This is a genomic window from Pseudomonas sp. R3-52-08, assembly GCF_003851745.1.
In the GTDB taxonomy this organism is placed as follows: Bacteria; Pseudomonadota; Gammaproteobacteria; order Pseudomonadales; family Pseudomonadaceae; genus Aquipseudomonas.
Genome location: NZ_CP027730.1, coordinates 430,035 through 454,622, shown reverse-complemented (window position 1 = coordinate 454,622; position 24,588 = coordinate 430,035). Strand labels below are relative to the sequence as shown.

The following is a 24,588-nucleotide window of genomic DNA, read 5'->3' as shown; positions in this document are numbered from 1 at the left end:
AATCCCTTGCAGAACCCGGATGCCGGTTCGTCCAAAGGTTATAGCGCCCGCTTATAACTGCCACTTATCGATCAATATCAAAACTTTTTGATATTGGCCTTGCGGCGATTACCACCCGTCACTAGACTGCTGGCCTTATGAACCTACCTGTGCCCTCCCTGCGTCCTGACGACGGCGATGAACTGGCTGCCCTTTGCAAGGCTGCAGGTGATCCGCTGCGCTTGAACGTATTGCGCGCACTGGCCAACGATTCCTTCGGCGTATTGGAACTGGCGCAGATCTTCGCCATCGGCCAGTCCGGCATGAGCCATCATCTGAAGGTACTGGCCCAGGCCGACCTGGTGGCGACCCGCCGCGAAGGCAATGCAATTTTTTACCGTCGCGCCCTGCCCCACACCGAACTGCTAGGCGGCAAACTGCACGCCGCCCTGCTCGACGAAGTGGACAGCCTGGACCTGCCGAGCGACGTACAGTCACGCGTCAGTCAGGTTCACGGACAACGCGCCGCTGCCAGCCAGGATTTTTTCGCACGGGTTGCCGAGAAATTTCGTGCTCAGCAAGACCTGATCGCCGGCTTGCCCCAGTACCGCGAAAGCGTACTGGCGCTGCTGGACAAGCTGAGCTTCAGCAATGAGGCCACAGCCCTGGAAGTCGGCCCTGGCGACGGCGGTTTCCTGCCGGACCTGGCGCGGCGCTTTGGCCAGGTGACGGCGCTGGACAACAGCCCGGCGATGCTTGAACTGGCGCGCCAGCTGTGTGAACGCGAGGCGTTGGGCAATGTCCGCCTGCAACTGGCCGACGCCTTGAGCGACACCCGCCTGCGGGCCGATTGCGTGGTGCTGAACATGGTCTTGCACCACTTTGCCGTCCCCGCCGACGCGCTCAAGCAAATGGCCGGGTTGCTGCACCCCGGCGGCAGCCTGCTGGTAACGGATTTATGCAGCCACAACCAGAATTGGGCCAGGGAGGCCTGCGGTGATCTCTGGTTGGGTTTTGAACAGGACGATCTGGCCCGTTGGGCCACCGCTGCGGGACTCGTTCCCGGGGAAAGCCTCTATGTAGGTTTACGTAATGGTTTCCAGATTCAGGTCCGCCATTTTCAGCGACCGGCTGGCGACACTCACCATCGGTAAATATCAGGAAAACATCGAGATGAGCGAATACTCCCTTTTCACCTCCGAGTCCGTGTCTGAAGGGCATCCGGACAAAATCGCCGACCAGATTTCTGACGCGGTGCTGGACGCCATCATTGCTGAAGACAAGTTCGCCCGTGTGGCGTGCGAGACTCTGGTGAAAACGGGCGTGGCGATCATCGCCGGCGAAGTCACCACCACGGCCTGGGTCGACCTGGAACAGATCGTGCGCGACGTGATCACCGACATCGGCTACAACAGCTCCGACGTCGGCTTTGACGGCGCGACCTGCGGCGTGATGAACATCATCGGCAAGCAGTCCCCCGACATCAACCAGGGCGTCGACCGCGCCAAGCCTGAAGATCAAGGCGCTGGCGACCAGGGCCTGATGTTCGGCTACGCCAGCAACGAAACCGAGGTGCTGATGCCCGCACCGATCACCTTCTCTCACCAGTTGGTACAGCGCCAAGCCGAAGCACGTAAATCCGGCCTGCTGCCGTGGCTGCGCCCGGACGCCAAGTCCCAGGTCACCTGCCGCTACGAAGGCGGCAAAGTGGTGGGTATCGACGCCGTCGTACTGTCCACCCAGCACAACCCGGATGTCTCCTACAAAGACCTGCGCGAAGGCGTGATGGAGCTGATCGTCAAGCACGTACTGCCTGCCGAGCTGCTGACCAAGGACACCCAGTTCCACATCAACCCGACCGGCCAGTTCATCATCGGCGGCCCGGTGGGCGACTGCGGCCTGACCGGTCGCAAGATCATCGTTGACAGCTACGGCGGCATGGCCCGTCACGGTGGTGGCGCGTTCTCCGGCAAGGATCCATCCAAGGTCGACCGTTCCGCAGCCTACGCCGGTCGTTACGTGGCCAAGAACATCGTCGCCGCCGGCCTGGCTGAGCGTTGCGAGATTCAGGTGTCCTACGCCATCGGCGTGGCCCAGCCTACTTCGATCTCGCTGAATACCTTCGGTACCGGCAAGATCAGCGATGACAAGATCGTCAAGCTGGTGCGCGAGATCTTCGACCTGCGCCCATACGCGATCACCACCATGCTCGACCTGCTGCACCCGATGTACCAGGAAACCGCAGCCTACGGCCACTTCGGTCGTACCCCTGCGCAGAAGACGGTCGGCGACGACACCTTCACCACCTTCACCTGGGAAAAAACCGACCGCGCCAACGACCTGCGTACCGCTGCCGGCCTGTAATCGCTGTGGCTCGCCAAGCCCTGCCGGGTTAACCCGGCGGGGCTTTTTTACGTGTTGGATTCAGGCCGCGCTGGAGCGAGCAACAAAGGTTGCAACAAAATCGATGAAACTCAGGCCAGAGTCGACGCGGGCCAGCAAAAGCAGCAGGCCAAGGCTGAAAACAACGGCGCGATGAACGCGCTGGACGGCCTGTTTAAGCAAGCAGAAACACCCGGTAAAAAGCCCCGTTCAGTGGAGGCTTTTTTGTCGCCATGTGGATCACTTAGGCTGAGCACCCTTTTCGAGCAAGGATGCTCACGATGCGTTTTTTTATAGTTCTCCTGATCGGCTTTCTACCGTGCTGGGCCTGGGCCGAAGACTGTCCCGATGACGCCCGAGCGCAAATCGACACGTTGACCAGGCAGGTCAGCGAATGGGATGACATTTATCACCGACAAGGGCAGTCCCCCATCAGCGATGAACTTTACGACCAAGCCCGCCAACGCCTGGCAGATTGGCGCAAATGTTCGCGCCAACCCGCCCTCAAGGCTGACAACCCCCTGGCCAGCTCACGTGGCACCTTGCGCCATCCGGTCGCGCACACCGGCCTGGACAAACTGCTGGACGCGTCCGCTGTGGGTGAATGGCTCAGCACCCGCCAGGACGTCTGGATTCAACCCAAGGTCGACGGGGTAGCCGTGACCCTGGTGTATCGCAAAGGCCAATTGCACCAACTCATCAGCCGCGGCGACGGCCTGCTCGGTCACGATTGGACAGCTTCCGCGCGCAAGATGCCGGGAATCGTCCAGCAACTGCCGGAGCCCGTCGACGCCGTGCTGCAAGGCGAGCTCTACTGGCGCCTCGACGGTCACGTACAGTCGGCAAACGGCGGGCTCAACGCGCGTAGCAAAGTGGCCGGCTTGATGAACCGACGCCAATTGAGCGACACCGAGGCGGGCGGGATCGGGTTATTCGTCTGGGCCTGGCCCGAAGGCCCGGCGGGCTTCACCGAGCGCCTGGCCATGCTGGCACGGTGGGGGTTCACCGACAGCCAGCGGTATAGCCAGTCCATCGACAGCATCAGCGATGCCACGCGCTGGCGTACACATTGGTACAACCATCCGCTGCCGTTCGCCAGCGACGGGGTGGTGTTGCACCAGGCTGCGCGCGCACCCGCCAAACGTTGGCAAGCCAGCGCACCTTACTGGGCGGTGGCCTGGAAGTACCCAGCGATCAAGGCGCTGGCGCTGGTGCGTAAGGTGCAGTTCAGGATCGGGCGTACCGGGCGTATCACACCGATTCTCGAACTGGAACCGGTGCGACTGGATGACCGGCAAATCAGCCGGGTCAGCGCGGGTTCGTTGAGAAACTGGCAGGCCCTCGACATCCGGCCCGGCGATCAGGTATCCATCAGCCTTGCCGGCCAGGTCATTCCCCGGCTCGACGAGGTGATCCTGCGCAACAACACCCGAGTGGAAGTGCCAGTACCCGATACTCGAGACTTTCACGCCTTGAGCTGCTGGCAACTGGACCCTGGCTGCGAGGAGCAGCTGCTCTCGCGCCTCACCTGGCTGAGCAGCAACCAGGGCCTGGCCTTGCCACATATGGGGCGGGAAACCTGGAACGTATTGATCCAGGCCGGTCTAATCGCAGGCTTTCTCGATTGGTTGACCCTGGATGCGGCAGAGCTTGCTAACATTGATGGCTTCGGCGAACGCACCCGCGCGCGGGTGCTCGACAGTATTCACAGCGCCCGGCAACGCCCGTTTGCACAGTGGCTCAAAGCCCTGGGCGTACCGCCTGCGGCGCGCAACAACCTGGAGGGCGACTGGCATACGCTGGTCGCCAAAGACACCCAAGCCTGGCTGGCCTCAGACGGCATCGGCCCGGGCCGCGCAGCGCAACTGAGCGCCTTTTTCCGCGACCCGCAGGTCCAGGCATTGGCTGAAACATTACGTGGAGCCGGCATAGACGGTTTCTGAGTCCGGCCCGACCCTCTGAATGCTACTTGGAGTCCTTATATGAAATTTCTTGCCCCTCTTGCCTTACTGACTGTCGCAAGCTTCATGGCCACGCCGCTGCTGGCCGCCGACGAAGCGCCCGAACTGACCGGCTGCGCCGCCAAGCGCCAGGCCATCAGCACCCAGATCGAACAGGCCAAGGCCCATGGCAACAGCGCTCAACAGGCCGGCCTGGAAAAAGCCCTGAGCGAAGTCACCGCCAACTGCACTGATGCATCGCTGAAGAAAGAACGCGAAAACAAGGTGCTGGATGCCAAGCACGAAGTCAGCCGCCGTCAGGCCGACCTCGACAAGGCCATGAAAAAAGGCGATCCGGACAAGATCAACAAGCGCAAGGACAAGCTCGCCGAATCGCGCAAAGAACTGCAGGATGCGGTGGAAGAACTCGACCAGTAAACCGGTCAGTGGTCCCGAAACTGCTTATGGCAGGCGCTGCAGGCATCTTCAACTTTCTGCACTGCAGGTTGCAGATTGCTGGCCTTATAGGGCTGGACGCGGCTTGCGATCACCAATTCACCGGTGGCCGCCTCAAGGTCGCGGGCCATTTGCTGGAACTGCGCCTGCTTTTGCCACACCTCGTCCCTGGCACTGGTGTGGTCCTCTTCACGCACGTTCGGGAAGTGCTGCCAGGGTTGATGGGACAACGCGTCCAGCTTGACCGCGCCGTCGGCGAACTGGGTGCCGTCGAAAGGGATGCGCCCGCGCAACATGCCGCCCAGGCCTTCGGCAGTCTTGAGCATCTGCTTGAAGATCGCCTTGCGTTGGCCCAGGGGAGAATTGGGGTCAACCCCGCCGCAGGCGGACAAGGCCAGGCAGGCCAACGCTACAACGGTCATATTTTTTAAAGTCATGGTGGCTCAGGGTCACGGAAACGGCGGTCAGTATCCCCGCCCCCTCCGCAAAGACCAATAGCCCTATTAATAATAAGGTTGCCCGAGCGCGAAAAAGCACGGGCAATCGCTTCAGGAATTACATGCATGAATGTCAATTGGAAACCCTGGAGCCGCCTGGCGTGGGCTCTACCGATGATCGCGCTGCTGGCCGGCTGCGACCTGGGCAAAGACGCTGGCAAAGAGACAGCCAAAGAAGAGGCGCCCAAACCCCATGCCGTCGCCACTTACGTGAGCGCTCCGTGGGAAGCGCTGCCGGCGGTTTCCGACAGCGACTTGCTGGCGGGCTTCGAATCCTGGCGCAGTGCCTGTCAGCGCCTCAAGGCTGACCCGGTCTGGGGCGCGACCTGCGCAGCGGCAGCCAGCGTACCGGGCAATGCCGTGGCGGTTCGCGGGTTTCTTAAAGAGCGCCTGGATGTATTCGGCCTGCGTTCAGCCGACAACACCCCGAACGGCCTGATCACTGGCTACTACGAGCCGGTCTATCCCGGCAGCCTGACTGAAACCGCCACCGCGCATGTGCCGGTGTACGGCGTGCCGGATGACCTGATTATCGTCAACCTGGAAGCAATCTACCCGGAACTCAAGGGCAAACGCCTGCGCGGCCGCCTGGAAGGCCGCGTGCTCAAGCCGTATGACGATGCCAGCACCATCAACGGCCAAGGCTCGACCGCCAAGCCGATAGCCTGGCTGACCGATCCGATGGACCTGCAATTCCTGCAGATCCAGGGCTCTGGGCGTATTCAACTGGCCGGTGGGCGTCAACTGCGTGTGGGGTATGGCGACCAGAACGGCTATCCCTACCGCCCTATCGGCCGCTGGCTGATCGAGCAAGGCGAGCTGAAAAAAGAAGAGGTGAGCATGGGCGCCATCAGCGCCTGGGCCAAGGCGCATCCGCAGCGTATTCCAGAGTTGCTGGCGAGCAACCCCAGCTATGTATTCTTCAGCGCCCGCCCCGACAGCAACGAAGGGCCGCGTGGGTCGCTGAATGTGCCATTGACGGCGGGGTACAGCGTGGCGGTAGACCGCAAGGTGATTCCGCTGGGCAGTCTGTTGTGGCTGTCGACCACCAAACCTGACGGTTCAGCCATCACCAGACCCGTCGCAGCCCAGGACACCGGCGGCGCAATCACCGGCGAAGTGCGGGCAGACTTGTTCTGGGGCACAGGCGAGGCAGCGGGCGAGTTGGCGGGCAACATGAAGCAACAGGGGCAGATCTGGATGTTGTGGCCCAAGGGTGCGGCGCTGCCTCAGGCGCCTGTCACGGACGCTCTATGATGATCGGGGCAAGCCTTAATGCCATTCAGCTAAGCGAAAGTGCTCCACTGTAGGAGCGAGCTTGCTCGCGAAAAACGTCTAGGCAACGCGTTCATTCTGAATAAACGCGGGGGCTCTGAGTTCTTCGCGAGCAAGCTCGCTCCTACAAAAAAAGCCTTAACTGACTGGCATTAGGGCAAGCCTCCTCACCCAGTGAATCGGTGGCGCTACAGAATCCCGTGCGTATGCCGATAGCCTGTGAATAAGTCCAAGCCTTGTTCCAGGGGAGTTCGCAGCATGTATCGTTGGTCGGCCGAAAAGCTCGGAAATGTGAGCGTCAAAACCAAACTGGGCGTGGGCTTCGGCCTGGTGTTGCTGCTTACGTTAATCATCACACTCACCGGCTGGACCGGGCTTTCCAGCGTGATAAGCCGTGGCGACAAACTGGGCTACATCGCCAGCCTCAACGACTTGAGCAAGGACCTGCGCATCGCGCGACTGGACTTTGAAATGCGTCGTGGCGAACAGGGCCCGGCAACCGTCAATGGCCTTCTCGGCCAACTGGAAAGCGGCCTGAAAACTGCGCGGGCGCTGATTGAACAGCCCGCCGATATCGCGTTGGTCGATGACCAACTTGCGGCGGTTGACCAGTACAAGCGTGCATTCGACGCTATGGTCCAGGCAGGTGCCAATCGCGAAAACGCGCGCAGCAAACTCGGCGATACCGCCGACAACGCAGTGCTCAAAGTCGGCGAAGTGGAAAAGGCCCTGTTACAGGGCGACAGCGTCAGCCAGTTCAACAGCATCGTCGATCTGAGCAAGCTGATCCAGCAGGCGCGGTTCCAGGTTCGCGGCTACACCTACAGCGGCAAAGTCGAGGCCGAGCAGCCTGCGCTGGATGCCATCGACAATACGCTGAAGAAAATCGCCGCCCTTAACGGCCAGCTACCTGACCAATTCTCGACCAACCTGCAACAGGCCAGCGCCTCGCTGCAAGCCTACCGCGCCGCTGTCAGCCAGTACCGCGACTCGCAGGTGGCCAGCGCCGCTGCGCTGAAACTCATGAACGTCCAAGGCGACATTCTGCTGGACCGCAGCAGCACACTCACCGCCTCGCAAACCGTGGTCCGCGACAATGATGCCGCGCAAGCCAAACAGCTGTTGCTGCTGGCTGCCCTGCTGGCACTGAGCTTTGGTCTCTTCGCCGCCTGGGCCATCACTCGCCAGATCATCATTCCGCTCAATCAAACCCTCAAGGTCGCCGAACGCGTAGCCTCGGGCGACCTGAGCCACAATCTGGAATCCACCCGCCAGGATGAACTCGGCCAACTGCAACGCGCCATGCAAAGCATGACCGTGGGTCTGCGCGAGTTGATTGGCGGCATCAGCGATGGCGTCACGCAAATCGCCAGCGCCGCCGAGCAGTTGTCGGCAGTGACCGAACAGACCAGCGCCGGGGTCAACAGTCAGAAGATCGAGACCGACCAAGTAGCCACGGCCATGAACGAGATGGCCGCTACCGTGCAGGAAGTTGCGCGCAATGCCGAAGAAGCCTCGGAAGCCGCCGTAGCCGCCGACCTGCAGGCCCGTGAAGGCGACAAGGTGGTTGGCGAAGCCATCGCCCAGATCGAGCGCCTGGCCACCGAAGTCGGCAATTCGACGATCGCCATGGCCGACCTGAAGCGCGAAAGCGACAAAATCGGCAGCGTGCTCGACGTGATCAAGTCCGTGGCCCAGCAAACCAACCTGCTGGCGCTGAACGCGGCCATTGAAGCGGCGCGTGCCGGTGAAGCCGGGCGTGGCTTCGCCGTGGTGGCCGACGAAGTGCGCAGCCTGGCCCAGCGCACACAGAAGTCCACCGAGGAGATCGAGGAACTGATCGTCGGCCTGCAAAACGGTACTCAGCAGGTGGCGACCATCATGGACAACAGCCGCGGCCTGACCGACAGCAGTGTCGAACTGACCCGCCGCGCTGGCAGCGCATTGGAGAACATCACGCGCACCGTTTCGACCATCCAGGCGATGAACTCGCAGATCGCCACGGCCGCCGAGCAGCAAAGCGCGGTGGCCGAAGAGATTAACCGCAGCGTGTTGAATGTGCGCGATGTTTCCGAACAAACCTCTTCGGCCAGCGAAGAAACGGCGGCGTCCAGCGCAGAGCTGGCACGCCTGGGCATCTACCTGCAAACCCTGGTCGGGCGCTTCCGCATCTGACTGACTTGAGCGGCGGCCGCTTGAGGCCGCCGCATCTTGTGAAATTTCCTACACAGTTATCAGCCAGCCCTCACCTCGAATCGGATTAGCGTTTGCTCTGTTGCTAAGCGCTTTTCAGATTTGGAGGTTCACCATGTTTACTTGGCTGACTCGCTTGCTGGACAACATCAGCGTCCGCCTCAAACTCGCCCTGGGTTTTGGCCTGGTGCTGTTACTCAGTCTCACCATCGCCGTGACAAGCTGGCAAGCGCTGAATGCCGTGCTTGAACGCTCTTCCAAGCTGACAACATTGGGGCAGTGGGCTGTTGATGCCGAAGCCATGCGTGCCGAACGAATCGTGTACCGAATACAGGCGGACACGGCCAGCCTGAGCAAAATCAACGCGCGCATCGGAAAAATCGAACTGTATGTCGCTGACCTCTCAACCCACATGAGAGCCCCCTCCGACCAGCAGCACCTTCAGGAAACAACGCGCCTGGTAGCTGAATTAAAAGCCGAGTTCAATGAGCTCCCGTCCCTGGTCGAACGTCGTGAAAACGCCCGCAGCCCGCTCAAACAAATGGCCCTTCAGACCGGCGACACCCTGGCCCAACTCGCCAGTGATTTACCCGACCAGGAAAACCAGAAAGCCCTTGATGCCATTGAAGACCTGCGCCAGGCGATAACACTTGCCGATGATGGCACCCAGAACCCGGCGTGGGCGGCCGACTCATTGCAAGCCTATGCCCAAACGGTCAGTACGGCGCTCGATGCAATGGAGGCGGCGCAAGAGGCCGTCACGACCCTCCCGGTGGATGCGGCTTTGCTCAAAACCCAATTGGCCGCCTACCGTGGGCAATTGATAGCGCTCAAGGATGCCCAGCTTAATACCGAGGCCGTGCAGAACCGACTCGAACAACAACTCGATCAAGTCCTGGAACAAAACGACCTGTTAAGCCAGGCCCAGGCCTTTAAACTCGACCGGGAAGTGAAACAAACCCATACCCTGCTCACAAGCGTCACCGCTGTGGCGTTGCTGCTCGGCACCCTGGCCGCCTGGTGGATTGCTCGGCAGATCGTCTTACCGTTACGCCAGGTCCTGACCTCCGCCAACCGTATCGCCAACGGCGACCTGAGTCACGATATCCAGGTGGAGCGCCGCGATGAACTGGGCCAACTGCAACACAGCATCGGCCAAATGACCCACAGCCTGCGCAGCCTGATCGGCAGCATCGGTGACAGCGCTCGGCAGATTGCCGGTGCGGCGACGCAGTTATCCACCGTGACCGAACAGACCCGCAACGGGCTGAACAATCAGAAAGATGAAACCGACCAAGTGGCCACGGCGATGAATGAAATGCTCGCCACCGCCCAGGAAGTGGCGCGCCATGCCGAACGCGCGTCCGTTGCAGCGAACGAAGCAGACCAGCAGGCCGGTGCCGGCGAGCAGGTAGTCATCCAGGCGGTTGAGCAAATCGGCAACCTGGCCAGTGAAATGGCCTTATCCGGCCGCGCGATGCTGGCTCTGCAAAAAGAGAGCGAAAAGATCGCCAGCGTGCTGGACGTTATAAAGTCCGTGTCCCAGCAGACCAACCTGCTCGCCCTGAACGCCGCCATCGAAGCGGCGCGCGCGGGCACTGCCGGGCGAGGGTTTGCCGTAGTCGCCGATGAAGTGCGCAGCCTGGCTCAGCGCACACAGGAATCGGCTGAAGAGATTGAAGGGCTGATCCTGGGGCTGCATAACGGCACCCAACAGGTCGCGGACATCATGGACAGCAGTCGCAACCTGACCGACAACAGCGTTGCCCTGACTCGCGACGCCGGCGAGGCCTTGGCAGCGATTGCCCGCACGGTATCGGTCATCCAGGAAATGAACCCGCAGATTGCCGCCGCCGCCGAACAGCAAAGCGCGGTGGCCGAGGAAATCAATCGCAGTGTCTTGAAGGTGCGGGATGTGTCGGAACAGACCGCCGCCGCCAGCGAGGAAACGGCGGCCGCGAGCGTTCAGCTGACGAGGTTGAGCCTGGATCTGCAGACGCTGATCGGCAAATTCAAGCTCTGAAATACCGCCATCCAATGTGGGAGGGGGCTTGCTCCCACATAGGCGCCCGAACCTATAAGACCTGGCGCAGGAAAGCCTGGGCCCGCGGGTCCTTCGGCGCCGCGAAGAATTCGGCCGGCGCCGCGTCCTCCAGCAATTTGCCGTGGTCGAAGAACAACACCCGGTCTGCCACCTCGCGGGCAAAGCCCATCTCGTGGGTGACGCACACCATGGTCATGCCTTCCAGCGCCAGGGTCTTCATGACATCCAACACTTCACCGACCATTTCCGGGTCCAACGCCGAGGTGGGTTCGTCGAACAGCATCACCTTGGGTTCCATCGCCAACGCCCGGGCGATGGCGACCCGCTGTTGCTGGCCGCCGGAAAGGCGTGACGGGAACTCATTGGCTTTCTGCGCAATACCCACCTTTTCCAGGAGTGCCAGGGCCTTGGCCTCACGCTCTTGCTTGCCGCGCTTGCGCACGACCTTTTGCGCCAGGCACAGGTTTTCCAGCACGGTCATGTGGGGGAACAGGTTGAAATGCTGAAACACCATGCCGACTTCACGGCGATAGGCATTCACATCGGTCTTCGGGTCGGCCAGCTGCAAACCGTCAATGCTGACCGAACCTGAGTCGAATTCCTCCAGTCCATTGAGGCAGCGCAGGAAGGTGGACTTGCCGGAGCCGGACGGGCCGATCACCACCAGCACTTCGCCCTTGGCCACCTGGGTGGTGACATGGTCCACCGCACGCACCACATGACCACGGGTGTCGAAGACTTTTACCAGATCGCGGACTTCAATCACTTTGCGCGAGCCTCCGCTCAAGCCGGCTGGCCATTTTCGACAGCGGCAGGTTGATCAGCAGGTACAGGCCTGCCACACAGAACAGAATTTCAAACGGCGAAAACGAGGTGGTGATCACTTCGCGTCCACTCTTGAGCAACTCGGTGATCGCGATCACCGAGACCAGCGAGGTGTCTTTCACCAGGCTGATGAATTGCCCGGCCAACGGCGGCAGTACGCGCTTGAACGCCTGGGGCAGCACCACATGCCGCATCGACTGGCTGGCGCTCAAGCCCAGGGAGCGCGCGGCCTCGTTCTGGCCACGGGTGATCGACTGCACACCGGCACGCACTATTTCCGCCACATAGGCGCCAGTGAACAGCGACAGTGCGGCGATCCCGGCAAACTCCCGTGACAGGTTGAGCACCGTGCCGATAAAGAAATAGAAAATGAAGATCTGCACCAGCAGCGGCGTACCACGCACCAGTTCGACGTAGAGCGTCGACAGATCGCGCAAGGTCGGGTTACTGGAGAGGCGGCACAAGCCGGTGGCAAGGCCAATCGCCAGGCCCAGGACGCCGGACACCACCGACAACCACAGCGTGGTCCACAGGCCCCACATCAGCGGCCCCAACGCCCAATGACGGTTGACACCGATGACGTCACCTTCAGCCACATCATCGCCGCGCGCCACCTGCAGGCTGTTGTCGGCAACCGTCAGCGTTTGTTCGGTGCCGGCGTCATTGCGCAGGGTAACCTCGGCCACGTCGCCTTTGCGTACCAGTTCAATGACCGTCGAAATATCCGCCGCACGCTGCGCTTCCTCTGCCTGATAGGCGAAGTACTGCGGCACGCGGTTCCAGCGCCATTCGTAGGACATCAGCGAGGTGGCGTAGTACAAGGCGCCAGCCAGGCCGACCAGTACGAGCACCGTCAGCAGGTGCCAGGGCCATTGGGCTTTTTTCTGTTTCATTTCAGATTCCGGGATTAGAGCTCGTTCCCACGCTCCGCGTGGGAACGCCTCAATGGACGCTCTGCGTCTGCTTTGTGACGCGGAGCGTCACGGGCTGCATTCCCACGCGGAGCGTGGGAATGATCAATCAGCCTTTATTCCATGTCCTTGAGCCACTCGGAGCTCTTGAACCACTTGTCATGGATGCGATCGTAGGTGCCGTCGTGCTTGATCTGATGCAGGAAGTTGTTGATAAAGTTGACGCTGTCGTAATCGCCTTTCTTCAGGCCGAACGCCAGGGGTTCGAAGGTGAAGGGTTCGTCAAGGAACACCAGCTTGCCATTGCCGACTTTCTTCTCGGCCACCACGTTGTACGGTGCGTCGTAGACAAACGCGTCAGCCTTGCCGTTGACCACGTCGAGCACGCCTTCCTGCTCGTTGTCGTAGCCGTGGTACTTGGCTTTGGCGATCAGTTTTTTGGCGACCATTTCACCGGTGGTGCCAAGCTTGGAGGTCAGGCGGTACTTTTCGTCATTCAGGTCTTTGTAGGACTTGATGGTGCCTTCCAGGTCCTTGCGAATCAGCAGGGTCTGGCCGACCACGATGAACGGTTCGCTGAAGTTCAGGCGCAGATTGCGTTCCTGGGTCAGGGTCATGCCGCTGCCGATCATGTCGAACTTGCCGGTCAGGAAGGCCGGGATGATACCGTCGTAACCGGTAGACACCAGCTCCAGCTTGACGCCCATGGACTTGGCGAGGGCCTTGAGGATGTCCACTTCGAAACCGATGATGTCACCGCGTTTGTCGGTCATTTCGAACGGCATGTAGGTCGGGTCCATGCCGACTTTCAGCGTGCCGCGCTTGACCGCATCATCGATGGCGCCGGCCTGGGCCGCAGTGGCCGCCACCAGCGCGGTGACGCCGAGCATCAGCATCGAAAGATACTTTTTCATCATCAAGTCCCCTGAACGGTTCTCATAAAGTGGGCGCACAAAAGGGCTGCGCCATTTCGGGGTGCGATCCTAACCCACTCGTTGCCCGTCACAAAGGTTTCACGGCTAAATGTTCTCGGCGTGTGTAAGAGGAACCCTACGGCGCCGCTCATGACCGCAGGCCTAGACCGGTCAGCGCCTGGGTTCACTAATGGGTTGATGTGTAAGCAGTTATGACGACAAGTCAATTTCCGCGATCCAGGCAGTGTCCTTGAACCACTTGTCATGCAGTTGATCGTAGGTCCCGTCCTGGGCCACTTGGTTGAGAAAATGATTGATCCAGTTGAGGCTGTCGCAATCACCCTTTTTCAGGCCGAACGCCAGAGGCTCAAAGGTAAACGGCTGCTCCAGCGTCAGTAATGCGCTGTTCTCGGGCCGGGCCATCGCGATCAGGTTGTAGGGCGCATCATAAATAAAAGCGTCGGCCCTGCCCTCCACCACCTCGCGCACACCCTCCTCCGGCGTTACGAAACTCATCAGCCGGGCCGCCCCCAGGAAGCGCAGCGCCGCGGCCTCGCCGGTGGTGCCTTCGGTGACCGCGATCCGATAGCTCGCCTCGTCCAGGTCTTCGATGCTCGACACCGTGCCGGCCAGGCGCGGATGCAGCAGGACGGTCTGGCCTACCACGATAAAAGAATCACTGAAATTGAGCTTGAGGTTGCGCTCCTGGGTGACCGTCATACCGCTGCCGATCAGGTCGAACTTCTTCGCCATCAGCCCCGACAACAACTCCGTATAGGGCACCGTGACCAGTTCGAGTTCAACCCCCAGCGCGCGACTCATGGCATGGAGCAAATCGATCTCGAAGCCGACGATGCGCCCCTGCCTGTCCGTCATTTCGAACGGTACGTAAGTCGGCGTGGTACCGACTTTCAGCACACCACGGCGAACGGCGTCGTCAATTGCCCCTGCGTTGAGCAAGCCTGTGTGAATCAATGCGACAACACCCATCAGCAGTGCCGAACCATACTTTTTGAACATATGTGCCCCCGTGGCGAGTCAGATTGGGGGCGATGCTACCCCAGCCACAGGCACGGCAATACGCTTCGAACGAAGGTGTTTTGTTTCGAAATAACAAAGGGTTAGCGGAGAAAGGAAGGAGCGGTAAACGCTGTAGGGCAAACACTTGGAACACCCCCGAGGTGAGCCCTCGGGGGCGTCTGAATCAGGCCGGTAGAGCCTGGGACGACTGCGGTTGCAGGGGTAGCAACGGCGCGTGCGGATCGGCCTTGATCGAAGCACGCCAAGCGTCCAGCCACTCGGCATGACCTTCGCTCCACACCTGTTCATGCAGGCGAGCGAGGGCCACCGGATCGCTGAGCAAGGCCAGGCGTTCGCCGTTGTTGAGGCCGGCCGGGCCGACTTTCAACGCGTGGCGAACACGCTCCCCACGCAGGTACTCGATCGGCTCCGCCTCGCGGTGACGTGAAGTCGCCAGGGCGCAGGCCAGGGCGTTCTGCTGTGGGTCGACCACCGAACGTACGAACCCGTCGTTAAGCGCGTGCCAACGGTTTTCGTGGGTGTACTTCTCGGTCGACAGCAACGCCTGCGGTGGATTGTATTCCTCGGGGATCAGGAACAGGCTCTCATCGCGAGACTTGAGGCCCAGCTTGACCCGACTGGAAATCACCGACACCGGGATCGACAGCATCAGCGAACCGACGATGGGGATCAGCCACCACAAGAAGCTCGGGTTCAGCCACACCACCAGCAGTGCCCACAAGAAGCCCAGCACAGTCTGCGGACCGTGGCGCTTGACCGCTTCGCTCCAGGGCGTGGAGTCGTCGTCGCGTTGCGGCGAGTTCCAGGTCGCGGCCCAGCCGAGGAACGCGGCCAGTACGAAACGGGTGTGGAAGATCATGCGCACCGGCGCCAGCAGCATGGAGAACAACATCTCCAGCAGCATCGACAGGGTCACCTTGAACTTGCCGCCGAACTCTTTCGCGCCCTTGGCCCAGATCAGGATGATGCTGAGCAATTTAGGCAGGAACAGCAGCACGATCGTGGTGGAGAACAGCGCCACCGCCTTGTCCGGATGCCATTGTGGCCATAGCGGGTACAACTGGCGTGGCGCCATGAAGTACTGCGGCTCCATCAGGGTGTTCACCGCCAGCAACGCGGTGGACAGCACCAGGAAGAAGAACCACAACGGCGCCGACAGGTACGACATCACGCCAGTCAGGAACACCGCACGGTGCACCGGGTGCATGCCTTTGACCAGGAACAGGCGGAAGTTCATCAGGTTGCCGTGGCACCAGCGACGGTCACGCTTGAGTTCGTCGAGCAGGTTCGGCGGCAGTTCTTCGTAGCTGCCCGGCAGGTCGTAGGCAATCCACACGCCCCAGCCGGCACGGCGCATCAGCGCGGCTTCGACGAAGTCGTGGGAGAGAATCGCACCGGCGAACGCGCCTTTGCCCGGCAACGGCGCCAGGGCGCAGTGCTCGATGAAAGGCTTCATGCGGATGATTGCGTTGTGGCCCCAGTAATGGGATTCACCCAGCTGCCAGAAGTGCAGACCGGCGGTGAACAACGGGCCGTAGACGCGGGTGGCGAACTGCTGCATGCGCGCATACAGGGTGTCCATGCCCGACGCACGCGGCGCGGTCTGGATAATCCCGGCATCCGGCGTGGCTTCCATCAGGCGTACCAGGCTGGTCAGGCATTCGCCGCTCATCACGCTGTCGGCGTCGAGCACCACCATGTACTTGTAGTCCCCGCCCCAACGACGGCAGAAGTCATCGAGGTTACCGCTCTTGCGCTTGACGCGACGGCGACGGCGGCGATAGAAAATCTTGCCGAAACCACCGGCTTCGCGGCACACGTCGAGCCAGGCTTGCTGTTCGGCAATGCAGATATCGGCGTCGTTACTGTCGCTGAGCACGAAGAAGTCGAAGCGGTCCAGGTCACCGGTAGCCGCCACCGATTCGAACGTCGCACGCAAACCGGCGAATACCCGAGGCACGTCTTCGTTACAGATCGGCATGACCAACGCGGTGCGCGCATCCTTCGGAATAGGCTCGTTGCCAGCACTTTTACCGGAGATACGGTATTTATCGTGACCGGTCAGCAGTTCGAGGAAGCCCATCAGCGCGGTCCAGAAACCGGCCGACACCCAGCAGAACAGAATCCCGAACATGATCAGGATGCTGGTCTGCAGTGCATAAGGCAGAACCTGGGTAGCGGTTTGCAGCAGGGTCTGGTTGCGGATTTCGTCGAAGTCCACCAGCGACCAGCCCTGGTACGGCATGATGCCTTTCATGTACCAGCCGGCCACGATGGTCTGGCCAAGCATCAGCACCAGCAGGATATAGCGACGGATCGAACCCACGGTCCGCCAGCGCGCAGCCGGCAGGACCCGCTCGTCTTTCGGCGGCTTGGGCGGGTTGGTACGACCCGTCATCCGGCGCCAGCCGCGTACCAGAATATTGGTGCGCCAAGGCTCGGGCACGACTTTGGTGCGCCGGATCGGCGGCGTGGCCTTCAAGCAGACGCGGCCGCTGGCGTCGAGCGCCAGCATCTCGGCGTCCTGCAGCTCTTCGGCGGTGCTGAGGGTCAGCCTGCGGCCCACCGACGCCTGAGCGGCGTCGGTAGGTGCGTCGAAGGTTGCGGACGACAGGCGTTCGTGCAACTCGCTGAAGGAACTGCAGCCCGCCAGTTCGGCACGCTGCTCAGCAGTCATGGGCAGATGCGCCAGGTACTCGGTCAGAGTCTCTGGCTTGACTTGTGAATTACTCATCGGCGGGCAACTGGTAGCTCCAGGTTTCGGTCAGGACTTGTTCGGTCTTGGCCGGCTCCGGCGTGACAGGGGCCGGGGCAGCTTCTGGCTGCTTGGCGTCCTTGTCCTTCGCCTCTTTGGCGTCTTTCTTGGCCTGTTTCTCGTGTTGCTTGGCCAAGACCTTGTCAGCCTTGAGCACGTGGGTCGACACCTGTTCTGGCTCGGCCTGTGCGATCTCCTGCACCAGCGCGGCGCGCATTTCAGTCGGCTTGCCCGCGTCTTTGATCTTCATGCGCAGGGTCAGGCGCCAGCCTTTGGTGTGCTCGTTGTAGCGCACGCTGTTTTCAACCAGCTCGGCGTTGTCACCAACACTTACCTGGCTGCGCACCGGGGCGTCCGGCAGCAGTTTTTTCAGGGCCGGGCCTTCGAAGTCGACCAGGTAAGCCACGCTGCCGTCCGGCTGACGGATCAGGTTGGATTGCTTCACGTCACCGGTGGAACGCAGGGTCTGCTTGACCCAGGCACTGTCAGGCGAATGGAAGGCAGCATCGTCCAGCGTCCAGTGCAGACGGTAGGACACGTCCAGCGGCTTGCCGACTTCCGGCAGTTCGGCCGGGCTCCAGAAGGCAACGATATTGTCGTTGGTCTCGTCAGCGGTCGGAATTTCTACCAGGTCGACACTGCCCTTGCCCCAGTCGCCTTCCGGCTCGATCCAGGCGCTCGGGCGCTTGTCGTAGTTGTCGTCCAGGTCTTCGTAGTGGCTGAAATTGCGGCCACGTTGCAGCAGGCCGAACCCACGCGGGTTTTCGACGCTGAAGTTGCTGACCGACAGGTGTTTAGGGTTGTTCAACGGGCGCCAGATCCACTCGCCATTGCCGGCATGGATCGACAGGCCGCTGGAATCATGCAGCTCGCGACGGTAGTTGAGAACCTTAGACGGCTGGTTGGCGCCGAACAGGAACATCGAGGTCAACGGGGCCACGCCCAGCTTGCTGACTTTGTCGCGCAGGTACATCTGGGATTTGACGTCGACCACGGTGTCGGTGCCCGGACGCAGAATCAGGCGGTAGGCGCCCGTCGCACGTGGGGAATCCAGCAACGCGAAGATCACCAGGTGCTTGTCGCCCGGCTTCGGACGCTCGATCCAGAATTCGGTGAAACGCGGGAATTCTTCGCCGGACGGCAGCGCGGTGTCGATCGCCATGCCACGGGCCGACAGGCCATACACCTGATCCTTGCCGACGACGCGGAAATAGCTGGCGCCAAGCATGGTCATGATTTCGTCTTGCTTGTCAGCCTTGTTGATCGGAAACAGCACACGGAAGCCGGCATAACCCAACTGTTCGGTGGCTTTTGGATCAAACTTTACGTCGCCGAAATCGAAACGATTGGGGTCGTATTTGATTTCCTGAACGCTGTCAGCGGTGACTTCATTGATTTTCACCGGTGTATCGAAGTGCATACCCTGGTGATAGAAGGACAGCTTGAACGGGGTGTTCTGATCGGCCCACTCGGCTTTTTCGTTGCGGAAACGAATCTTCTGGTAGTCAGCGAATTTCATTTCGCGGAATTCGTTCGGCAGATTGCTGCGCGGAGCTTCGTATTTCTGCCCAGCCAGTTCTTTTGCCTTGGCCGACACATCGTCCAGACTGAATGCCCACAGTTGACCCGCGCCGAACAGGCAAAACAGGGCAGAGCCCGTCACCAGTGCGTTTCGTAACCGTTTGGCAGACAATTTTGGTGCATTACAGGGACTAACAATCACGAGCAACCCTCGCCGAAAACAGATCAAAAAACCAACGGCCAGCTATCTATATGCCAGGTTGGCGAGCATTGTTCCGACTCCTCAGGGGCAAAATGATTCCCCACTGGTTTGTCGGACAAGTCTCTACCTAAGTCAAAAATGGACCAAACAACGCTGATCCCCGTAGCGCGCGATTATCTAGTAGCCCGCGAGACAACGCATCAGGGACAACGAAGTATTTGTAGCGAAACCCTGCGTTTTTAGGCATTAACGTCGTTTTTCAAACATTCAGGTCTGTAAGAGGAAGGTCACAGGGCCATCATTGACCAGATGCACCTGCATATCCGCGCCAAAACGCCCTGACGCCACCTTGCCATGCAATTGTTGCGCTTGTAACAACAAGTGATCAAACAGCGCCGCTCCCAGGGCCGGCGGGGCCGCTGTGGAGAAGCTTGGCCGCAGCCCGCTTTTGGTGTCCGCCGCCAGCGTGAACTGCGACACCAGCAGCAAACCGCCGCCGATGTCCTTCAACGACAGGTTCATCTTGCCCTCGTCGTCGCTGAACACCCGATAGTTAAGCAGCTTATGCAGCAGTTTATCGGCGCTCTCGGGGGTATCTGAAGGTTCGACGGCCACCAGCACCAGCAAACCCTGCTCAATCGCCCCGACGACTTCGCCGGCAACCTCGACCCGGGCGCCTCGCACCCGTTGCAACAGGCCCTTCATGCTTCTTCAGGCGGCAAATCAAGCAGGCGCCGTGCCATTTCGCCGGTTGCGCGCACCAGCGCGTCGGTAATCCCAGGCTCGGACGCCGCATGCCCCGCTTCGCGGATGACCTGCAGTTCGCTGTTCGGCCAGGCCTGATGCAGCTCCCAGGCGTTATCCAGCGTACAGATCATATCGTAGCGACCATGGATGATGACGCCAGGCAGATGGGCGATCTTGTGCATGTCGCGAATCAGCTGGTTGGGCTCCAGAAAGGAGTTGTTGGTGAAGTAATGGCATTCGATGCGGGCAATGGACAAGGCACGCTGCGGCTCGGAGAAGCGCTCGACATGCTGCGGGCTCGGGCACAGGCCCAGCATGCGCCCTTCCCAACCGGACCAGGCCTTGGCCGCGTGCATCTGGGCGATCTGGTCGTTGCCGGTCAGGCGCTTGTGGTAGGCCGCGATCATGTCGTGACGCTCATCGACAGGAATCGGCGCGAGGTAGTCCTGCCAGTAGTCCGGGAACAGGCGGCTCGCACCGGCCTGGTAGAACCATTCGATGTCCTGTGGGCGCGCGAGGAAAATGCCGCGCACGATCAGGCCATGCACGCGCTCGGGATGGGTTTGCGCGTAGGCCAGGGACAGCGTCGAACCCCAGGAACCACCGAACAGCACCCATTTGTCGATGCCCAGGTGCTCGCGGATGCGCTCAAGGTCGGCGACCAGGTCCCAGGTGGTGTTGTTTTCCAGACTGGCGCGGGGCGTGGAGCGCCCGCAGCCGCGTTGGTCGAAGGTAACGATGCGGTACAGGTTCGGATCGAAGTAGCACCGGCTCTGGGCATCACAACCGGAGCCTGGGCCGCCATGGATGAAAACCACGGGCAGCCCTTCGGGGGAGCCGCTTTCATCGACGTACAGGGTGTGAACATCATCGACTGCCAGATCGTGCCGGGCGTAGGGTTTGATCTGCGGGTACCAAGTCTGCATTGCGCGCTCCGTAGGGTGTCGGGTTCATCCCTGGGGGGACGTCTATTATTCTTGCCGTCCGGCATCTTGACATCCTCCCCACCTCTCAGTCTGCTACGCAGAACCTCGCCAGACAAGCTGGAAAGGAAGGGGACTCCTACCGTGTTCAGCCTGTTAGGGCTGACTCACCTCGGTGGGTTCCTGCTGCTGACGGCTTGACAGCACCGTTCACTTCACAGGCTAACCGGGCGTATCCCGCCCTTAAAACATTGATCGCGCCGACTACATCGGCGTTTTCTGAAAAACCACACTCGACACATCGGAACTTGGCTTGAGTCTGCCGGTTGTCCTTGCAGATATGAGCACAACATGGGCAGGTCTGGCTTGTGTAGTGCGGCGGGACCGCAACGAGGCATCCTCCCTTCCACGCCAACTTGTAGTCCAGTTGCCGCCGAAACTCGAACCAACCTTGGTCGAGGATGGACTTGTTCAGGCAGGACTTGGCCCGAACATTCTTGCCGGGCTGCTCGCTGTCGCCCGCCGATGACTTGGACATATTCCGAACCTGCAAGTCCTCGACACACACCATCGCGTGGTTTTTGCTGATGCTGGATGTGGTTTTGTGCAGGTAGTCGCGGCGGGCGTTACCGATATGGCTGTAAATACGCTGGACGCGGGCTTTCGCTCTCTTCCAGTTTTTGCTGAATTTAACCTTATGGCTCATCACTCGCTGCGCTTTGCGCAGGCGGCTTTCGTGTTGCCTGAAGCTGTTGAGCGGTTTGTAGAACGTTCCGTCTGAGAGCGTGGCAAATCGGGTGATCCCCAAGTCGATACCCACGGCATCGCCTTGTGGGAATGATTGTTCTACCTCACGCTCTGTCTGGATACTGACGTACCATTTGCCGCAAGACTGGCTAATGGTGATGTTCTTGGCCTTGCCCAGAATATCGCGGCTGTTGCGGTAGCGTATCCAGCCCAGCTTGGGCAGAAAAATACGCTGGTTGGCTGCGTCGATCTTGAATTGTTTGCTGTCCGGGTAACGAAAGCTCTCGCTCTTGCCTTTGCGCTTAAAGCGGGGAAAGTCGGCACGCCTGGCAAAAAAGTTGGAATAGGCCCGCTCAAGGTCTTTGAGGGTATGTTGAAGTGCTTGGGATGGCGCATCCTTGAGCCACTCAAAGCCCGCCTCTCGCTTCCATATGGGAAGCCTGGCAGCCATTTCAACATAGCCCATGAACTTGTTTCCGGCCTCATGATTGGATTTCTGTAACGCCAGCGCCTTGTTAAAAACGAACCGACACGACCCCGCAAAACAGCGCATTTGCCGCTCTTGGTTGCCATCTGGCATCAGTTGGTACTTAAAGGCTTGGAGTCGTTTCATCATGCGACTGTAGTGTGGCTTATGACTCATGACAATGATGTTAGACGTGGAAAGTATTGCGTTTTTTATGCACCGCTCACTGGGTCTTGTGGCTCGCCGGCATCTGCGGTGGAGCCGGCATGGAGGCAGAGCAGCAGCAGCAGACACCTCTTCAGGACGGCTTTGCCGTCAGCGCTATCCATCCCCGCCCTGAAGGGCGAGGGTTCTCGCGCAAAAAGATAAACCCGAATTGTGCAGGTCGCGACCTCCATAGGACTCAAAGATTCGCGCGTCAAAATAGCCGCCATCTGCACTTGGCTTAGAACAACGTTGAAATCCCCTTCTTGAGACACCCGGCCCTACCTTATTCCATCGACGCTGCGGGTGCGCAGCCTACCAAGGAACCTAGATGCCTCAGCTCTCGCGCCATCAATAAAGACGCCAACTACAAGGACAATGGTAGACGCCTTACATTTTTACCCAACAACTGCTACCACCGCATCGCATGATTCCTACTGCATGCTTACCAGTCACCTGCATCAACGATAGTGCTTCTGCCCCCAAGCCAGAAATCCATCCAGCAACTGCCTCAACACCACCCGCGTCGGCGCGGCCAAGTCCTCGCGATAGCGGAACGGCTCGATCTCCTCCATATACGTGCTCTGGCACAGCTCCAACTGCACCGCATGAATATCCTGCGCCGGGTTGCCGTAATGCCGGGTGATATGACCGCCCTTGAAGCGCCCGTTCAGCACATGGGTGTATTGCGGGTGATTGGCGCAGATGGCTTCGAGCTGGCTGGCCAGTTGCGGATCGCACGCGGCGCCGTTGAAGGTGCCGAGGTTGAAGTCCGGCAGTTTGCCATCGAACAGGTGCGGGATCACCGAGCGGATCGAATGCGCGTCGAACAGCAGCGCATAGCCGAACTCGGCCTTGAGGCGGGCGAGTTCCTCTTGCAGCGTGCGGTGATATGGCCCCCAGATTTTTTGCAGATAGCTCGCGCGCTCGGCCTCGGAGGGTGTCTGCCCTTCGCGGAACAGCGGCACGCCGTCGAACAGCGTCTCCGGGTACAGGCCGGTGGTAGCGCCGGCGTAGAGCGGCTTGTTATCGGACGGCCGATTCAGATCGATGACAAACCGCGAATATTCCGCCGCCAGGGTGCTGGCACCGAGTTCATCGGCAAAGTCATACAGCGTAGGGATGTGCCAATCGGTGTCCGGCAGGCTTTGCGCTTCGGGGATCAGCCCGGCCTCGACTGCTGGCGTAAGCCGCAGGCCAGCGTGGGGCATGCTGATCAGCAGCGGTGTGTTGCCTTGTTTGAATGTCAGTACCTTATCCACAACGCGACTCCTTACACAGTGACGTCGACGCCATGGCGTACGACGCGTTTATCCAGTTCGCCACCCAGCCAATAGGCCAGGTCGGCGGGGCGATCGATCTGCCAGGCGACAAAATCCGCGACCTTGCCCACTTCCAGGGAACCATGGGTATCGCCCATGCCCAGCGCGGTGGCCGCATGCTGCGTGGCGCCGGCCAGGGCTTCTTCCGGGGTCATGCGGAACAGGGTGCAGGCCATGTTCAGCATCAGGCGCACCGACAGTGCCGGTGAGGTGCCGGGGTTGAGGTCGCTGGCAATGGCAATCTTCACGCCGTGTTTGCGCAAGGCCTCCATGGGCGGCAACTGGGTTTCACGCAGGAAGTAGAACGCGCCCGGCAACAACACGGCGACCGTGCCGGCAGCAGCCATGGCGATGGCATCCTCTTCGGTCATGAATTCCAGGTGGTCCGCCGACAACGCCTGATAGCGCGCTGCCAGGCTGGAGCCATGCAGGGAAGACAATTGCTCGGCGTGCAATTTCACCGGCAGGCCGAGTTGCTGGGCCACTTTGAACACACGTTCCACCTGCTCGGTGGAAAACGCCAGGTATTCACAGAAGGCATCCACCGCGTCCACCAGCCCTTCGGCCGCCAGGGTCGGCAGCATGTCGTTGCAGATGTGCTCGATGTAGTCATCGGCGCGGTCTTTGTATTCCGGCGGCAACGCGTGGGCCGCCAGGCAGGTGGCGCGCACGCTCACCGGCAGCGCTTGCCCAAGGCGTCGCGCCACACGCAGCATCTTGCGTTCGTTAGCCAGGTCCAGGCCGTAGCCGGACTTGATCTCCACCGTGGTCACGCCGTCGCGCAACAGACTGCGCAGGCGTTTTTCCGCGCTGACGAACAACTCATCTTCCGTCGCCGCACGGGTAGCGCGCACGGTGCTGGCGATACCGCCGCCCTTGGCCGCGATGTCCGCATAGCTGACACCTTCGAGGCGTTGCTCGAATTCGCCGCTGCGGTTACCGCCAAACACCGTGTGGGTGTGGCAGTCGATCAGCCCTGGGGTGACCCACGCGCCTTGCAGGTCGTGGACCTGGGTGTAATCCGCCGTCGGCACTTGGCTGCGCGGGCCGATCCACTCGATGAGCGAATATGCGGTGACCATGGCGGCGTCCTCGATGATCGAGTACTTGCCATGGGCCATGGTTGCGACGTGGCAGTGTTGCCAAAGGGTTTTCATCAACGCCTCCCTCAGTTATCGATGAGACATTCTTATGAGGAGAAGATCGTTCCCACGCTCTGCGTGGGAATGCATCCTGTGACGCTC

At 60.5% G+C, this 24,588-nt stretch carries 19 protein-coding genes and 2 pseudogenes; 8 read left to right on the top strand and 13 right to left on the bottom strand.

Annotation, left to right across the window (positions count from 1 at the left end; genetic code table 11):
* Positions 1 to 137 precede the first annotated feature (137 nt).
* Complete coding sequence (locus C4J91_RS01950) at positions 138 to 1,133, top strand: metalloregulator ArsR/SmtB family transcription factor (protein WP_124360903.1); 996 nt, start codon at positions 138 to 140, stop codon at positions 1,131 to 1,133.
* Between the two features lie 19 nt (positions 1,134 to 1,152).
* A complete protein-coding gene (gene metK, locus C4J91_RS01945; protein ID WP_124360902.1) occupies positions 1,153 to 2,343 on the top strand; it encodes a methionine adenosyltransferase in 1,191 nt (396 codons plus the stop codon).
* A 60-nt stretch (positions 2,344 to 2,403) separates the two neighbouring features.
* Here the strand turns inward: metK and C4J91_RS27480 are convergent, their stop codons facing one another.
* Positions 2,404 to 2,544, bottom strand: a complete 141-nt coding sequence (locus C4J91_RS27480) for a hypothetical protein (RefSeq protein WP_164484507.1) — start codon at positions 2,542 to 2,544, stop codon at positions 2,404 to 2,406.
* Positions 2,545 to 2,642: 98 nt separating this feature from the next.
* On the opposite strand from C4J91_RS27480, the gene ligB reads away from it, so the two are divergent.
* Both ligB and C4J91_RS01930 read left to right on the top strand, forming a co-directional pair.
* Complete coding sequence (gene ligB, locus C4J91_RS01935; protein ID WP_124360900.1) at positions 2,643 to 4,304, top strand: NAD-dependent DNA ligase LigB; 1,662 nt, start codon at positions 2,643 to 2,645, stop codon at positions 4,302 to 4,304.
* A gap of 39 nt (positions 4,305 to 4,343) precedes the next feature.
* Positions 4,344 to 4,739, top strand: coding sequence for a DUF1090 domain-containing protein (locus tag C4J91_RS01930; protein ID WP_124360899.1), 396 nt, complete (start codon positions 4,344 to 4,346; stop codon positions 4,737 to 4,739).
* A gap of 5 nt (positions 4,740 to 4,744) precedes the next feature.
* On the opposite strand, the gene C4J91_RS01925 is transcribed toward C4J91_RS01930, so the two are convergent.
* A complete protein-coding gene (locus C4J91_RS01925) occupies positions 4,745 to 5,194 on the bottom strand; it encodes a cytochrome c (protein ID WP_124360898.1) in 450 nt (149 codons plus the stop codon).
* Between the two features lie 126 nt (positions 5,195 to 5,320).
* Between C4J91_RS01925 and C4J91_RS01920 the strand changes: the two genes are divergently transcribed.
* The 4 genes and pseudogenes from C4J91_RS01920 (at position 5,321) to C4J91_RS01910 (ending at position 10,745) form a co-directional block, all read left to right on the top strand.
* Positions 5,321 to 6,511 (top strand): murein transglycosylase A, encoded by a 1,191-nt coding sequence (locus C4J91_RS01920; RefSeq protein ID WP_124360897.1) that lies wholly within the window; start codon positions 5,321 to 5,323, stop codon positions 6,509 to 6,511.
* A gap of 276 nt (positions 6,512 to 6,787) precedes the next feature.
* A pseudogene (locus C4J91_RS28035) lies at positions 6,788 to 7,798 on the top strand (methyl-accepting chemotaxis protein); the annotation flags it as partial.
* A 33-nt stretch (positions 7,799 to 7,831) separates the two neighbouring features.
* Positions 7,832 to 8,704, top strand: coding sequence for a methyl-accepting chemotaxis protein (locus C4J91_RS28030; protein ID WP_372237489.1), 873 nt, complete (start codon positions 7,832 to 7,834; stop codon positions 8,702 to 8,704).
* Positions 8,705 to 8,837: 133 nt separating this feature from the next.
* Positions 8,838 to 10,745, top strand: a complete 1,908-nt coding sequence (locus C4J91_RS01910) for a methyl-accepting chemotaxis protein (protein WP_124360895.1) — start codon at positions 8,838 to 8,840, stop codon at positions 10,743 to 10,745.
* Between the two features lie 52 nt (positions 10,746 to 10,797).
* Here the strand turns inward: C4J91_RS01910 and C4J91_RS01905 are convergent, their stop codons facing one another.
* The 11 genes and pseudogenes from C4J91_RS01905 to hutI form a co-directional block, all read right to left on the bottom strand.
* Positions 10,798 to 11,532, bottom strand: coding sequence for an amino acid ABC transporter ATP-binding protein (locus C4J91_RS01905; protein ID WP_124360894.1), 735 nt, complete (start codon positions 11,530 to 11,532; stop codon positions 10,798 to 10,800).
* A complete protein-coding gene (locus tag C4J91_RS01900) occupies positions 11,525 to 12,484 on the bottom strand; it encodes an amino acid ABC transporter permease (RefSeq protein ID WP_124360893.1) in 960 nt (319 codons plus the stop codon). Before C4J91_RS01900 ends, C4J91_RS01905 begins: the two co-directional genes overlap by 8 nt.
* 134 nt (positions 12,485 to 12,618) lie before the next feature.
* Positions 12,619 to 13,416, bottom strand: a complete 798-nt coding sequence (locus tag C4J91_RS01895; RefSeq protein WP_124360892.1) for a transporter substrate-binding domain-containing protein — start codon at positions 13,414 to 13,416, stop codon at positions 12,619 to 12,621.
* Positions 13,417 to 13,626: 210 nt separating this feature from the next.
* Complete coding sequence (locus tag C4J91_RS01890) at positions 13,627 to 14,436, bottom strand: transporter substrate-binding domain-containing protein (protein ID WP_124360891.1); 810 nt, start codon at positions 14,434 to 14,436, stop codon at positions 13,627 to 13,629.
* A 182-nt stretch (positions 14,437 to 14,618) separates the two neighbouring features.
* Positions 14,619 to 17,191 (bottom strand): annotated as a pseudogene (gene mdoH / locus C4J91_RS01885) (glucans biosynthesis glucosyltransferase MdoH); the annotation flags it as partial.
* Positions 17,184 to 18,935, bottom strand: coding sequence for a glucan biosynthesis protein G (locus C4J91_RS01880; RefSeq protein ID WP_124360889.1), 1,752 nt, complete (start codon positions 18,933 to 18,935; stop codon positions 17,184 to 17,186). The gene C4J91_RS01880 and the pseudogene mdoH, both read right to left, overlap by 8 nt.
* A gap of 267 nt (positions 18,936 to 19,202) precedes the next feature.
* Positions 19,203 to 19,640 carry a D-aminoacyl-tRNA deacylase gene (dtd, locus tag C4J91_RS01875; protein ID WP_124360888.1) on the bottom strand — a complete coding sequence of 146 codons (438 nt, stop codon included), beginning with the start codon at positions 19,638 to 19,640 and terminating at the stop codon, positions 19,203 to 19,205.
* Positions 19,637 to 20,608, bottom strand: coding sequence for a prolyl aminopeptidase (pip, locus tag C4J91_RS01870; protein WP_124360887.1), 972 nt, complete (start codon positions 20,606 to 20,608; stop codon positions 19,637 to 19,639). Before pip ends, dtd begins: the two co-directional genes overlap by 4 nt.
* A gap of 145 nt (positions 20,609 to 20,753) precedes the next feature.
* Positions 20,754 to 21,965, bottom strand: coding sequence for an RNA-guided endonuclease TnpB family protein (locus C4J91_RS01865; RefSeq protein WP_124360886.1), 1,212 nt, complete (start codon positions 21,963 to 21,965; stop codon positions 20,754 to 20,756).
* Between the two features lie 518 nt (positions 21,966 to 22,483).
* Complete coding sequence (gene hutG / locus C4J91_RS01860; RefSeq protein WP_124360885.1) at positions 22,484 to 23,284, bottom strand: N-formylglutamate deformylase; 801 nt, start codon at positions 23,282 to 23,284, stop codon at positions 22,484 to 22,486.
* 11 nt (positions 23,285 to 23,295) lie between these two features.
* Positions 23,296 to 24,501 (bottom strand): imidazolonepropionase, encoded by a 1,206-nt coding sequence (gene hutI, locus C4J91_RS01855; protein ID WP_124360884.1) that lies wholly within the window; start codon positions 24,499 to 24,501, stop codon positions 23,296 to 23,298.
* Positions 24,502 to 24,588: the final 87 nt, after the last annotated feature.